The organism is Embleya sp. L77 (assembly GCF_055557415.1).
Map to the genome: position 1 here is coordinate 6295153 of NZ_CM145709.1, position 14283 is coordinate 6309435.

10 protein-coding genes are annotated in these 14283 nt (G+C 70.9%); 5 read left to right on the plus strand and 5 right to left on the minus strand.

Annotated elements, in window-relative coordinates:
- Positions 1–46 precede the first annotated feature (46 nt).
- From ACZOOI_RS26715 to ACZOOI_RS26730, 4 genes are all read right to left on the minus strand, one after another.
- Entirely contained in the window at positions 47–907 is an 861-nt protein-coding gene (locus ACZOOI_RS26715) for an ABC transporter permease (RefSeq protein ID WP_465278234.1), read from the minus strand.
- Between the two features lie 2 nt (positions 908–909).
- A complete protein-coding gene (locus ACZOOI_RS26720; RefSeq protein ID WP_465281293.1) occupies positions 910–1842 on the minus strand; it encodes an ABC transporter permease in 933 nt (310 codons plus the stop codon).
- Entirely contained in the window at positions 1842–3488 is a 1647-nt protein-coding gene (locus ACZOOI_RS26725; protein WP_465278235.1) for an ABC transporter substrate-binding protein, read from the minus strand. Before ACZOOI_RS26725 ends, ACZOOI_RS26720 begins: the two co-directional genes overlap by 1 nt.
- A gap of 872 nt (positions 3489–4360) precedes the next feature.
- On the minus strand, positions 4361–5341 hold the full coding sequence (locus ACZOOI_RS26730) for an NAD(P)/FAD-dependent oxidoreductase (RefSeq protein WP_465278236.1): 981 nt from the start codon (positions 5339–5341) through the stop codon (positions 4361–4363).
- Positions 5342–5541: 200 nt separating this feature from the next.
- Between ACZOOI_RS26730 and ACZOOI_RS26735 the strand changes: the two genes are divergently transcribed.
- From ACZOOI_RS26735 to ACZOOI_RS26750, 4 genes are all read left to right on the plus strand, one after another.
- Positions 5542–5871: a hypothetical protein gene (locus tag ACZOOI_RS26735; protein ID WP_465278237.1), complete on the plus strand. Its 330-nt coding sequence runs from the start codon at positions 5542–5544 to the stop codon at positions 5869–5871.
- Positions 5872–5917: 46 nt separating this feature from the next.
- Complete coding sequence (locus ACZOOI_RS26740; RefSeq protein WP_020552059.1) at positions 5918–6538, plus strand: hypothetical protein; 621 nt, start codon at positions 5918–5920, stop codon at positions 6536–6538.
- 311 nt (positions 6539–6849) lie between these two features.
- The gene (locus ACZOOI_RS26745; RefSeq protein ID WP_465281294.1) at positions 6850–8640 is read left to right on the plus strand and encodes a glycosyl hydrolase family 18 protein; all 1791 of its coding nucleotides are present in this window, start codon (positions 6850–6852) and stop codon (positions 8638–8640) included.
- Positions 8641–8864: 224 nt separating this feature from the next.
- Positions 8865–9404 carry a group III truncated hemoglobin gene (locus ACZOOI_RS26750; RefSeq protein ID WP_465278238.1) on the plus strand — a complete coding sequence of 180 codons (540 nt, stop codon included), beginning with the start codon at positions 8865–8867 and terminating at the stop codon, positions 9402–9404.
- A gap of 141 nt (positions 9405–9545) precedes the next feature.
- On the opposite strand, the gene ACZOOI_RS26755 is transcribed toward ACZOOI_RS26750, so the two are convergent.
- A complete protein-coding gene (locus ACZOOI_RS26755; protein WP_379992349.1) occupies positions 9546–10397 on the minus strand; it encodes a PAC2 family protein in 852 nt (283 codons plus the stop codon).
- Positions 10398–10754: 357 nt separating this feature from the next.
- Between ACZOOI_RS26755 and metH the strand changes: the two genes are divergently transcribed.
- The gene (gene metH / locus ACZOOI_RS26760) at positions 10755–14231 is read left to right on the plus strand and encodes a methionine synthase (RefSeq protein WP_465278239.1); all 3477 of its coding nucleotides are present in this window, start codon (positions 10755–10757) and stop codon (positions 14229–14231) included.
- Positions 14232–14283 lie beyond the last annotated feature (52 nt).

Sequence of the window (14283 nt, forward strand, 5' to 3'; positions counted from 1 at the left end):
CCCCCGGCCCCTTGCGAGCCCCCGGCCGGCCCCCGCACCTTCCCGCTCATCGATCCTGCCTCCGCTCTCCGTCCAAGGCCCGCGAGATGCGATTCGCGGACAACACCGTCGCCGCGATCACCAGGCCGGGAAATGTGGTCAACCACCACGCGGTGGCCACGAAATTGCGCCCGTCGGCGACCAGCACGCCCCACTCCGGCGTCGGCGGCGGCGCACCGAAACCCAGGAAGCTCAGCGCCGACACGGACAGGATCGCGATACCGAACTCCAACGCCGCCATCACCAACACCGGCCCGGACGCGTTCGGCAACACATGCCGGGCCAAAATCCCGCCCGAGCGCACCCCGCTCGCCCGCGCCGCCTCCACGTACACCGACGAGCGCACCCGCAACACCTCGGCCCGCATCACCCGGGCGAAGCCCGCGACACCGGCCACCCCCACCGCGATCGCCACCTTGGTGGTACCGAAGCCCAACGCGCCGACCAGCGCCAGCGACAACAACAACCGCGGAATCGCCTGCAACACGTCGACCACCCGCATCACCACGTCGTCCAACCACCCGCCGAAGAACCCGGCCGACAACCCGAGCACCCCGCCCACCACGAGCGCCACCGCCACGGCGACGAACGTCGCCCGCAACGACAACGAACTCGCGTGCACCACCCGGGTGAACAGATCCCGCCCGAGCTGATCCGTTCCGAACAGGTGCTCCGCACTCGGCCCCCGCAACTTCTCCCGCGGCGTGCCCACCAGCGGATCGCCGTCGGTGAACAGCCCCGGGAACAACGCCGCCAGCAGCACCAGCGCGGACACCACCAGCGACAACAACAACCCGGGACGGCGCAACACGAACCGCACATGCCCACGCGCGGCGGGCAACACATCCGTCGCGAAACCGGCCGCCATCGTCACACCGTCCTTCCCACGCGCGGATCCAGCACCGGATACAGCAGGTCCACCGCCAACGCCACCAGCACGAACACCAGCGCCGCGAGCAACACCACGCCCTGCACCATCGCCACGTCCTGGTTGTCCACCGCGGCGGCCGTCAGCCGGCCGATCCCGGCCCGGGAGAACACCGTCTCCACCACCACCGACTCCACCAGCAGGTTCCCCGACACCACCGCCGCCAGCGTGATCGCCGGCAACGACGCGTTGCGCAGCGCATGCCGCAGATGGATCCGCACCCGGCCGGCACCCTTGGCCCGCGCGGTCTCCACGTACGGCTCGGCCAGCGCGGTGGTCATGCTCTTCGCCAGCACCTGCGCGATCAGCGCGCCCGCCGGCAGCGCCAGCGTGATCGCCGGCAACACCAGGCTCCGCACGCCCTCGTTGCCCATCGCCGGCAGCAGCCCCCACTGGAAGGACACCACCTGCACCAGCAACAACCCCACCCAAAAGCCCGGCATCGAGATCCCGATCGCCGGCAGCGACAACAACACCTGACGCAGCGCCCGCAGCCGGGTGAACGTCGCAGCCAACGCCACCCCGCCACCGCCGAGCACCGCCAACACCATCGCCGCACCGGTCAACGCCAGCGTCTGCGGCAGCGCGTCCGCGATCGTGCGCGCCACCGGCGCCCCGGTCTGCGCCGACGTGCCCAGATCACCGGTGAGCGCGTCCCCCAGCGCACGCGCGTACTGCACATGGACCGGGTCGTCGAGGCCGTTCGCGCTGCGCACCGCATCGATCTGCGCCCGGGTGGCGGTGCCCTCCAGACCGCCCAGCTTGATCGACAACGAATCGCCCGGCAGCAGATACAACACGACGAACGACACCGTGAACGCCGCCCACAGCACCACCACCGCCTGAAGCACCCGACGCACCAGATAGCCGCCCATCAGCTGCTCACCCACGTGTCGTGGAACTGCAGGCGCGAGGACGCCTCGAAACTCAACCCGTGCACCCTGGGACCGAGGGCATGCACCTGGGACAGCTCGAACAGCGGGATCACGTACGCCCGGTCGGCGACGATCCGCTGCGCCTGGGCGACCTTGGCGTTGCGCTGCGCCGGGTCCAGGCTCTGCGCCTGGTCGTCCAGCACGGTGTCCAGGTCACCCGGGGCGAGCCTGAGCCGGTTGCCCGTCCTGGTACTGAACAGCGTGCGCAGGATGTCCGGATCCGCGCGGGTGACGTTGTAGTACGCGAAGTCGTAGTCGCCCGAGTTCTGCACCTGGTTCTGCTCACCGGCGGCGAGCTTGCGCAGCCGCAAATCCACGCCGACCTTGCGCAGTTGCTGCTGGACCAGTTCCAGGACGGACTGGCTGGCGTTGAACAGCGGCGCGAAGATCACGTCCACGACGAGCCGGCGCCCGTCCTTGACCCGCACGCCGTCCGAACCGACCTTCCAACCGGCCTCCTCCAACAGCCGCTTGGCGCCCTCCGGGTCGTGGCCCAGCTGCGCGGACAGGTCCACGTACCCGGGGGTGACCGAGGCCAGCGGCGAAGTGGCGGCCCGGTACTTGGAGGTGAGCACGGTCTGCGCCAACTCGGGCCGATCCACCGCCTTTTGGATCGCCCTGCGGACTGTCTCCTCGGCCAGGATCGGCCGGGAGACGTTGGCCTGGAGGCTGAACACGACGCCCGGGTTGGGCCGGGTCGGCACGGTGTACCCGGAGGCGAATCGGCCCTCGTCCTGCGGCTGCACGTCGCTGATCGCGTCCACCTGGGCGGACTCCAGGCTGCCGGCGCGCACGCCGGACTCGGGCACGATCTTGAACACCAGCTTGTCCAGGTACGCCTCGCCCGGATGGGCGAACAGCGACGAACCCCACGCGTAGCCGGTCCGCTTGGCCAACTCCACGCTCTGGTTCGGCTTGTAGGAGCGCAGCGTGAACGGCCCCGAGCCGACCAGGTCGCCCTGGCAGCGCTGCTCGGCGGTCTTGGCCAAGGTGGCGGGGGAGAGCAGCCCCAGCGACATGGTCGAGGTGGCCTGGAGGAACTGGGCGCTGGGCGCGGCGAATTCCACCCGCACGGTGGCCGGGTCCAGCACGGTGGTGCCCCGGTACCCGGTGAGGTAGCTGCCCGCGATGGTGGCCTTGGCACCCAGTGCGACCACCGCGTCGAGGTTGGCCTTGACCGCTGCGCCGTCCAGCGGTGTGCCGTCCGCGAAGGTGACGCCCGGTCGCAGGTGAAAGGTGAAATGGGTGGCCTGCGGGTCCACCTCCCACGAGGTGGCCAGCCACGGCTTGATCTCGCCGGTCTTCTCGTCCTGGTCGGTCAGCGAGTCGACGATCTGGCGGCCCACGTTCAGGCTCGCGTTCGCGCCGAACTGCTGCGGGTCCAGGCACGTGGGGTCGGCGGCCAGCGCGAAGGTGAGCGTGCCGCCGGCCTGCGGCGGGCCGACCTCGGCGGAGTTCGCGGCCTTGTCGCCGGCGCCGTTGCAGGCGCCGGCCAGCAGCGCGAGGGCAGCCGTCGCGGCGCCGGTGCCGACGGTGCGGCGCAGTCTTCGAGGAGGGGCGGAGGCGGCGAATACCGAAAAACGCATGGGAATCTCCGGGCATGGCGAATTCACGCGGCGGTGCGCGTGATTTCGAGCAGGGATAACCGTCGATTCGCGCGAACGCGCGGCGTCGGGAGCGGCGCGCAGAAAGGGCGCGTCGGAAATCGCGCCGGCGCGGGACGCGGCGAATCGAGGGCGAGGTCGTGAAACGGCGGGCGGACGGCCGATCGGCGATCAGGGGGATCGCCGGCGAGCGTCCGGCGGCGGAGCAGCCCGGTCCGCGGGGGTCAGCGGGTGCGACAGGCCGAGCTGTGCACGCGGCCGAAATCGACATGCCGGCGGGTACACAGGGGAGTTCGCGGACGGCGCACAGCCGCGCCACAGGGCGCGACGGCCTCGACCCGCCGGGAGGAGACTCCGGGCGTGGAGGCGGTGACCGGCACCACGAGCGTCATGACGTCCTTCGACAACAATGGATCGATATCTGCGACTGCGTGAGCCTATCGAGTCATCCGCCGACACAACAAGTGCCTATTCCGCTTTTCGGCCGGGTCGGCCGGAAAGTGCCCCGGCGCGCGGCTCGGCAATAGCGCCCCGCCGGGCAATATCACCGGGCCGACCTCCGGGACCCGACACACGGGACGGGCACCCGGGACGCGGCGCCCGCCATTCGGCCCCGGCCACCCGGCTGCACTCGACACCAGGCACTCGCCACCCGACATCAGGAACTCAGGCCCCGCAGCGCCCGCCGCACCAGATGCCCGACACCCCGGCCCCGCAGCGCCCCACACCGGCCCCACAGCGCCCGCCGCGCCGCGGACCGACCCCACACCCGTCCCTCGGCCCCGCAGCGCCCCGCACCGGCGCCGCCGGGCACCCCCGCACCTCCCGAACGCCCCGACCCCGCCCGGGTCCTCCTACGGCACGTCCGAGGAATGCCCCGGGAAGACGTGCGCCGACGGGTCGACCACGGTCATCGCGTTGTTGACCGCGGTGGCCGCCTCGCCGAACCCGGTGGCGATCAGCTTGACCTTGCCGTCGTAGTCGACGATGTCACCGGCCGCGAAGACCCGCGTCAGGTTGGTGCGCATCGCCTGGTCCACCACGATGTGCCGCTTGCGCTGCTCCAGGCCCCAGTGCGTCATGGGGCCCAGGTCGGCGATGAAGCCCAGCGCGGCCACCACGGCCTGCACCGGGAGGGTGCGCACCGCGCCGTCGGCCTTGGCGACCACGTCCGCGGCCCGGACGTGTCCGTCGCCGTGCAGCACGGTGACCTCGGCGGAGGTGATCACCTCGGTGGTCGAGGCCAACACCCGGCGCACGGTGTGCTCGTGGGCGCGGAACTTGTCCCGGCGGTGCACCAGCGTGATCGACTTGGCGACCGGCTCCAGGCTGGTCGCCCAGTCGAACGCCGAATCGCCGCCGCCCACGATCAGCACGTCCAACCCGGCCAGATCGGCCAGGCGCGGTACGAAGTAGCGCACCCCCTCGCCGGTGAACGCGTCGGCGGCGGGCAGCGGACGGGGGCTGAACGTACCGATCCCGCCGCTGATCAGCACCACCTTGGCGCGCACCACCAGGCCGCTCGCGCAGGTGATGGTGACGCCGTCGTCGTCCTGTTCCAGCTGCTCGGCGCGGTGGCCGAGCAGATAGCTCGGCTCGAACGGCGCGGCCTGCTCGACCAGCGCATCGACCAGGTCCTGGCCCTTGATCGCCGGGAAACCCGCGACGTCGTAGATCATCTTCTCCGGGTACATCGCGGAGATCTGCCCACCGGGTTCGGGCAACGAGTCCAGGAGTGCGGTGCGCAGGCCCCGGAAGCCCGCGTAGTAGGCGGCGTACAGGCCGGTGGGGCCCGCACCGATGACGAGCAGATCGGTGTCGACGGTGGAGGACACGCGCGCTCCTTCCCGAGCGGGGTTGACCGGACCCTAGTCCAACGGCACGCAGGCTTCTTCGAGTTCGTGCCCCGCGTCACACGAACGGAAGCACCGACGGGGCACGAGCTCGCCCAACCACGGGCAAATGTCCGTACGGTGGCGTATGGAAGCGATGGAACTTGTTCTCATCCGGCCCGCCGATCGTTAGGGTCCGGTTCATGGAGAACTCCTGTGCGCCGCCTCCCTCGGCCGCCACCCCGGCGCGGGTCGTGGATGCCAGGGCTTCAGGCCACGCCCGGACCCCGCCCCCCGACTCGTCGACCCGCCCCGGCGACGCCCGCAACGCCCCGGCGCCGACACCCTGTCGCGCCGCCCGGACCACCCCCGCGCGGGCCGGTCGACTCACCCTCGACGGCGGCGCCGAACAGGTGTGCGGCAAACTGGCGGCGCTCGCGGTTCCGCGCGGCGCCGACGCCCTCTCCTGGCCCGTCGGTCCCGGCCCGGTGCGCGAGCCCACCGCGTTCGCCGTGGCCGCCGCACCGCCCTGATCCGCTCCGACCCCGTTCGAGTCCCGCACGACCGCGAGGATGCACCATGACCCTGTTCCCCGGCAGGGACACCGACGTCACCACCGCCGTCGCCGCTCTGCTGGCGAAGTGCCGACTGTCGATACCCCGCACCTGGATACTCACGGCGCTCGACTACGCCTGGCACGACGAACGCCCCGTCGTGGTCGTGCGCCACCAACCGGCCACCCACCCGCACCCGGGCGGCCCGCACGCCAGCGTGGTGGTCGACCGCGCCGACGGCACCCTGCTGGGCTGGACCCGGCTGGACGGCCCGCGCCCGGGCCCGCTGCCCGGCACCGAGGAGGCGCACGCCGCCGCCGAGGCGTTCTGGCACCACGTGGACCCGCTGCACGCCGAGGGGCTGACCGTGCAGTGGGTCGCGCAACACGACGAGACCATCGGCACCGCGGCCGGTCGAGCCGCCTCGGTGAGCGGAATGCGGGTCAACGCGCGTCACATCAACGGGCTCTACACGTGGGCGGTGCTCGCCGGGGACCTGTCCGTGCTGACCTACGAGCGCGACGTGCAGTGGGACGAGCGGGCCGCCCGCCGGCGCACCCAGATGTGGCTGCACGACCGCTGGCGCGCGGCCGTGGACGGCACCGCACCGGCACCCGGCGCGCCGTACGCCCCCGCTCGGCGCTGACTTCGGATTCGCCGAACCCGCGGAAAATTTCGGCAAGTTCGGCAAAGCCCCTGACCACGCGGGCCCTTCGGGGCCCGCGTGCGGCATTTCCGGCGCCGGGCAGGGCGGTTGGTCCAGACCATTTTGGTACAGACCATTGACCCCTGGTCCAGACCTTTCCTACTCTCACTGGGACCCGCGGTGGGGTGGCAGTCGAATCGTTTCCCCACCGGGAGGTGCCACGTCCCCGCATGTCTGGCCCCACTCGAGGAGCACCCTTGAGCACAGGAACCAAACGACGCACCACCCTGTCCCGGCGCACCCTTGTCGCCATGATGAGTGCCCTGCTGCTCCCCCTGGCAGCGATGGTCGGCCTCGCGTCCCCCGCACAGGCCGCCGGTACCACCGCCACATTCGTGAAGACCTCCGACTGGGGCTCCGGCTTCGGCGGCAGCTGGACCATCAAGAACACCGGCACCGCGGCGATCACCTCGTGGACCCTGGAATGGGACTTCCCGGCCGGCACCGCCGTCGGCTCCTCCTGGGACGCCACCGTCACCCGCACGGGTGACCACTACTCCGCCAAGAACGTCGGCTGGAACGGCACGGTCGGACCCGGCGCGTCGGTGACCTTCGGCTTCAACGGCACCGGCCCCGGCAACCCCACCGGGTGCAAGATCAACGGCGGCTCCTGCGACGGGGGACCCACGAACCCCGGCGACAACCCGCCCTCGGCCCCCGGCACGCCCGTGGCGAGCAACGTCACCGACAACGGCGTCAAGCTGACCTGGGCCGCGGCGACCGACGACCACGGCATCAAGAACTACGACGTGCTGCGCGGCGGCAGCAAGATCGCCACCGTCACCACGCCCACCTACACCGACAGCGGCCTGGCCGCGGGCACCGACTACTCGTACAGCGTCGTCGCCCGGGACACCGTCGACCAGACCGGCCCGGCCAGTGCCGCGGTCACCGTGCACACCACCGGCGGCGGGGGCAACCCCGGCGGCAGCGCCGTCAAGCTCGGCTACTTCACCAACTGGGGCATCTACGGCCGCAACTACAACGTGAAGAACATCGTCACATCCGGCTCGGCCGCCAAGATCACCCACATCAACTACGCCTTCGGCAACGTCCAGGGCGGCAAGTGCACCATCGGCGACTCCTACGCCGACTACGACAAGGCGTTCACGGCCGATCAGAGCGTCAGCGGCGTGGCCGACAACTGGGAGCAGCCGCTGCGCGGCAACTTCAACCAGCTGCGTCAGCTCAAGGCCAAGTACCCCCACATCAAGATCCTGTGGTCCTTCGGCGGCTGGACCTGGTCCGGCGGCTTCGGCCAGGCCGCGGCCAACCCCGCCGCGTTCGCCGAGTCCTGCTACAACCTGGTCGAGGACCCGCGCTGGGCCGACGTGTTCGACGGCATCGACCTGGACTGGGAATACCCCAACGCGTGCGGCCTGACCTGCGACACCAGCGGTGCGGCCTCGATCAAGACGCTGCTCGCCGCCACCCGGGCCAAGTTCGGCACGAACAACCTGGTCACCGCAGCGATCACCGCCGACGCGTCCTCCGCGGGCAAGATCGACGCGGCCGACTACGGCGGCGCCTCGGCGTCCGTCGACTGGTACAACGTGATGACGTACGACTTCTTCGGCGCGTGGGACGCCAAGGGCCCGACCGCCCCGCACTCGCCGCTGACCTCGTACACCGGCATCCCCAAGGACGGCTTCAACTCCGCCGACGCGATCGCCAAGCTCAAGACCAAGGGCGTCCCGGCAAGCAAGCTCCTGCTCGGCATCGGCTTCTACGGCCGCGGCTGGACCGGAGTGACCCAGGCCGAACCCGGCGGCACCGCCACCGGCGCCGCCCCCGGCACCTACGAGGCCGGCATCGAGGACTACAAGGTCCTCAAGAGCAGCTGCCCCACCACCGGCACCATCGCGGGCACCGCGTACGCCAAGTGCGGCAGCAACTGGTGGAGCTACGACACCCCGGCCACCGTCGCCTCGAAGATGAGCTGGGCCAAGGCGCAGAACCTGCGCGGCGCGTTCTTCTGGGAGTTCAGCGGTGACACCACCAACGGCGAACTCGCGGCCGCGATCCACAGCGGCCTCGGCTAGCCCCCAGGACGCGGCCACGAACGCGGCCGCCTTCACCGCTTCGTGACCGCAAGGTCGTGGCCGGGCCCACCGGGGTGCCCGGTCACGACACCACGAGCGGACCCGTCGTCCACCGGCGCGGACGGCGGTTCCGGCACAGACCGGGCGGGTGGGGTCCACAGAACCCAACCGCCCGGGCCGTTCGGCCCCAGCCGCCCCCGACACCCGCGCCCTAAGCTGGCGGTATGGACGGCGACCGGCGACCACCGATGCACCTCACACCGCGGACCACTCCCGACCGGGACGCGCCGCCCCCGCACACCGCGCCGCCCGCCGGCGGCCGCGCCGACATCGAAACCCGCGCCGACATCGACGCCCTGCTCCGCCGCTTCTACGGCGCAGCCTTCGCCGACCCGGTGATCGGCGCCTACTTCACCCAGATCGCCGGCACCGACCTGGACGCACACCTGCCCCGGATCACCGACTTCTGGGAACGCGCCCTGCTGCGCACCGCCGACTACCGCGGCGACGCGTTCGCCGTGCACCACGCGCTGCACCGCGCCGAACCGCTGACCGCCCGACACTTCGGCCGCTGGGTTCAGCTCTGGCGGGCCTGCGTCGACGGCGGCTACGCCGGACCACGCGCGGAACGCGCCAAGGCCCAGGGCGAACGCATCGCCCTGGCCATGCTGCGCCGACTCGCCGGCGCCGACGCCCCCGCCGAGCCCGGCCCCGGCGGCTTCATCCCACTGGCGACGCTGGAACTGCGCCGCCGCTCGGCCTGAACACCCGCGGGGGCCGGCCCGGGAGGGGCAGGCTCGGCGGGAGACACCGCGGCCGGCGACGGCCCACGCACCCCGCCCCGCGATCACCGGACGGCGCCCCGCGCCCCCGCTCGTCCCGCGCCCCACTCGCCCCGCGCCCGATCAGCCCTCCGGCTGATCACCCTTGCGCTTGAGATACCGCTCGAACTCGGCCGCGATCGCATCGCCGGACGCCTCGGGCAGATCCTCGGTGTCGCGCGCGGCCTCCAGCGAGCGCACGTACTCGGCGACCTCGGTGTCCTCGGCCGCGAGCTGATCCACCCCCACCTGCCACGCCCGCGCGTCCTCGGCCAGCTCGCCCATCGGCACGGTCAGGTCCAGGAAATCCTCCAGCTTGCGCAACAGCGCCAGCGTGGCCTTCGGCGAGGGCGGCTGCGCCACGTAGTGCGGCACCGACGCCCAGAACGTCAACGCGGGCATCCCCGCATGCGCGCAGGCCTCCTGGAACACGCCCACAATGCCCGTGGGTCCCTCGTACCGGGACTGCTCCAGGCCCACGTTCGCGGCCACCACCGGGTCCGACGTGGTGCCGTTCACCGGGACCGGCCGCGAGTGCGGCGCATCGCCCAGCATCGCGCCCAGCACCACCACCGTCTCCACGCCCAACTCGTGCGCGAAGCCCAACAGTTCGTTGCAGAACGAACGCCAGCGCAGATTCGGCTCGATGCCGTGCACCAGCACCAGGTCCCGACGCGGCTCGGCCAGCCGGACCACCGAGAGCCGGGTCGTGGGCCAGGTGATCCGCCGGGTGTCCCCATCCAGCCATATCGTCGGACGATTCACCTGGAAGTCGTAGTAGTCCTCGGCATCCAGGGCCGCGAACACCTCGCCCTTCCAGACCCGGTCGAGGTGCTCGATCGCGGCGGAAGCGGCATCGCCCGCGTCGTTCCACCCCTCGAATGCGGCCACCATGACCGGGTCGATCAGCTCGGGCAGGTCGTCGAGCTCGATCACCCAGTGCCTCCTTCCGGCCGGGGCCGGGATCCGTGCGCCGCGGGCACCCGTCCCCGGGGCCGCGAGAGCTGTACGGTCCCCACATTACGGGTTGAGGCACCCTCGGCCAGACCCGCCCGCGTCGACTTCGCCCACAGTGAAATCCGGGCGCCGCCGGGCAACCGAACCGCAAACACACCCCGAACGCACGGGTGAGCACGGGTGAGCACGGGTGAGCATTCGGTGATCAGTGGGCGACGTCACCCGCGCGCCACCGGGCTCCGCGCGCGGATCGCATTAAGCTGGCGCTCTGGCCCGAGCCGTCTCGGCGGCCCCGGGCAAGCCGACAGCCGTCGCACCCATCGGAGACGCATTCTCATGACAGCCACCCCGCAGCAGCTTCGCGAAGCACTCGCCACCCGCGTCGTCGTCGCCGATGGAGCAATGGGAACCATGCTCCAGGCTCAGGACCCGAGCCTGGACGACTTCCAGGGCCACGAGGGCTGCAACGAAATCCTCAACGTCACGCGTCCCGACATCGTGCGCAACGTGCACAAGGAATACTTCGACGTCGGCGTCGACTGCGTCGAAACCAACACCTTCGGCGCCAACCTCGGCAACCTGGGCGAGTACGACATCCAGGACCGCATCTACGAACTCGCCGAAGCCGGCGCGCGGATCGCCCGTGAAGTGGCCGACGGCTACTCCACCCCCGACCGCCCGCGCTGGGTGCTCGGCTCGATCGGCCCCGGCACCAAGCTGCCCAGCCTGGGCCACGTGCCCTTCGCCACCCTGCGCGACGCCTTCGAGATCAACGCGGCCGGCCTGATCGACGGCGGCGCACACGCCCTGCTCATCGAGACCAGCCAGGACCTGCTGCAGACCAAGGCCGCGATCATCGGCTCGCAGCGCGCGCTCAAGAAGGCCGGCGTGGACCTGCCGATCTTCGCCCAGGTCACCGTCGAGACCACCGGCGCGATGCTGATGGGCTCCGAGATCGGCGCCGCGCTGACCGCCCTGGAACCGCTGGGCATCGACTTCATCGGACTCAACTGCGCCACCGGCCCGGTCGAGATGAGCGAGCACCTGCGCCACCTGGCCAAGCACGCCGGCATCGGGGTCACCGCGATGCCCAACGCCGGCCTGCCGATCCTGACCAAGGACGGCGCGCACTACCCGCTCAGCCCCCAGGAACTGGCCGACGCGCACGACAGCTTCACCCGCGAATACGGCCTGGCCCTGGTCGGCGGCTGCTGCGGCACCACGCCCGCGCACCTGAAGGCCGTCGTCGAGCGCGTGCACGGCCGCGAACTCACCCCCCGCAACCCCCGGCACGAACCCGCCGCCGCATCGCTCTACCAGTCGGTGCCCTTCCGCCAGGACCTGTCCTACCTGTCCATCGGCGAGCGCACCAACGCCAACGGCTCCAAGGCGTTCCGCGAGGCCATGCTCGAAGGCCGCTACGACGACTGCCTCGACATCGCCCGCGACCAGACCCGCGACGGCGCACACATGCTCGACCTGAACATCGACTACGTCGGCCGGGACGGCGTCGCCGACATGAAGGCCCTGGCCGGCCGCCTGGCCACCGCCTCCACGCTGCCGATCATGCTCGACTCCACCGAGCCCGAGGTGCTCGAAGCGGGCCTGGAGCTGCTCGGCGGGCGCGCCGTGGTCAACTCGGTCAACTACGAGGACGGCGACGGACCCACCTCGCGTTTTCGCCGGATCATGCCGCTGGTCAAGGAACACGGCGCCGCCGTGGTCGCGCTGACCATCGACGAGGAGGGCCAGGCCCGCACCGCCGAATGGAAGGTCCGAGTCGCCGAACGGCTGATCACCGCCCTCACCGGCGAGTGGGGGATCAAGGTCTCCGACATCATCATCGACGCGCTCACCTTCCCGATCGGCACCGGCCAGGAGGAGACCCGGCGCGACGGCATCGAGACCATCGAGGCGATCCGCGAGATCAAGCGCCGCCACCCCGACGTACAGACCACCCTGGGCCTGTCCAACGTCTCCTTCGGCCTCAACCCGGCCGCGCGCATCGTGCTCAACTCGGTCTTCCTCAACGAATGCATCGAAGCCGGCCTGGACTCGGCGATCGTGCACGCCAGCAAGATCCTGCCGATGGCGCGCATCCCCGAGGAGCAGCGCGAGGTCGCCCTCGACATGGTCTACGACCGCCGCCGCGAGGACTACGACCCGCTCCAGCGCTTCCTGGAGCTGTTCGAGGGCGTCGACGCCAAGTCGGTGCGCGCCACCCGCGCCCAGGAACTGGCCGCGCTGCCGCTGAACGAGCGGCTGGAACGCCGGATCATCGACGGCGAGCGGGCCGGCCTCGAAGAGGACCTGGACGAGGCACTGCGCGAGCGCAGCGCCCTGGTGATCATCAACGACACGCTCCTGGCCGGCATGAAGGTCGTCGGCGAACTGTTCGGCTCCGGCCAGATGCAGCTGCCCTTCGTGCTCCAGTCCGCCGAAGTGATGAAGTCCGCCGTCGCCCACCTGGAACCGCACATCGAAAAGGTCGAGGGCGAGGACGGCAAGGGCACCATCGTGCTCGCCACCGTCAAGGGCGACGTGCACGACATCGGCAAGAACCTGGTCGACATCATCCTGTCCAACAACGGCTACAACGTGGTCAACATCGGCATCAAGCAGCCGGTCTCGGCCATCCTGGAAGCCGCCGAGGAACACCGCGCCGACGTGATCGGGATGTCCGGCCTGCTGGTCAAGTCCACCGTGATCATGAAGGAAAACCTCCAGGAGCTGAACACCCGCGGCCTGGCCGCCGGCTACCCGGTCATCCTCGGCGGCGCCGCCCTCACCCGCGCCTACGTCGAAGAGGACCTCTACGACATCTACGCCGGCGAGGTCCGCTACGCCCGCGACGCCTTCGAGGGCCTGCGCCTGATGGACGCCCTGATGGGCGTCAAGCGCGGCGTGCCCGGCGTGGAACTGCCCGCGCTGCGCCGACGCAAGGTGGCCGCCGCCAAGGTGATCGAAACCGAACCCGAGGAGATGCCCGCCCGCTCGGACGTGGCGATCGACAACCCCGTGCCCACCCCGCCGTTCTGGGGCGACCGCGTGGTCAAGGGCATCCAGCTCAACGACTACGCCTCCTGGCTCGACGAACGCGCCACCTTCATGGGCCAGTGGGGCCTCAAGCCCACCCGAGGCGGCGACGGGCCCTCCTACGAGGAACTCGTCGAGACCGAAGGCCGCCCGCGGCTGCGCTACTGGCTGGACCGGATCGTCACCGACAACCTGCTCGACGCCGGCGTGGTCTACGGCTACTTCCCGTGCGTGTCCAAGGGCGACGACCTGATCGTGCTCGACGACGCCGGGAACGAGCGCACCCGGTTCAGCTTCCCGCGCCAGCGCCGCGACCGGCACCTGTGCCTCGCCGACTTCTTCCGCCCGGAGGAATCCGGCGAGATCGACGTGGTCGGCTTCCAGATCGCCACCATGGGCCCGCGCCTGTCCGACGCCACCGCCAAGCTCTTCGCCGACAACGCCTACCGCGACTACCTCGAACTGCACGGCCTGTCCGTGCAACTCGCCGAAGCACTGGCCGAATACTGGCACGCTCGGGTACGCGCCGAACTCGGCTTCGCCGGCGAGGACCCGAACGACCTGGACGGCATGCTCAAGCTGCACTACCGCGGCGCGCGCTTCTCGCTCGGCTACGGCGCCTGTCCCGACCTGGAGGACCGGGCCAAGATCACCGAGCTGCTGAAGCCGGAGCGGATCGGCGTCGAGCTGTCCGAGGAGTTCCAGCTGCACCCGGAACAATCCACCGACGCGATCGTGTTGCACCACCCCGAGGCGAACTACTTCAACGCCCGCTGATCCACCCCACCCATCCGAACCGGCCACGGCCGGGGCCACACCGGCCCCGGCC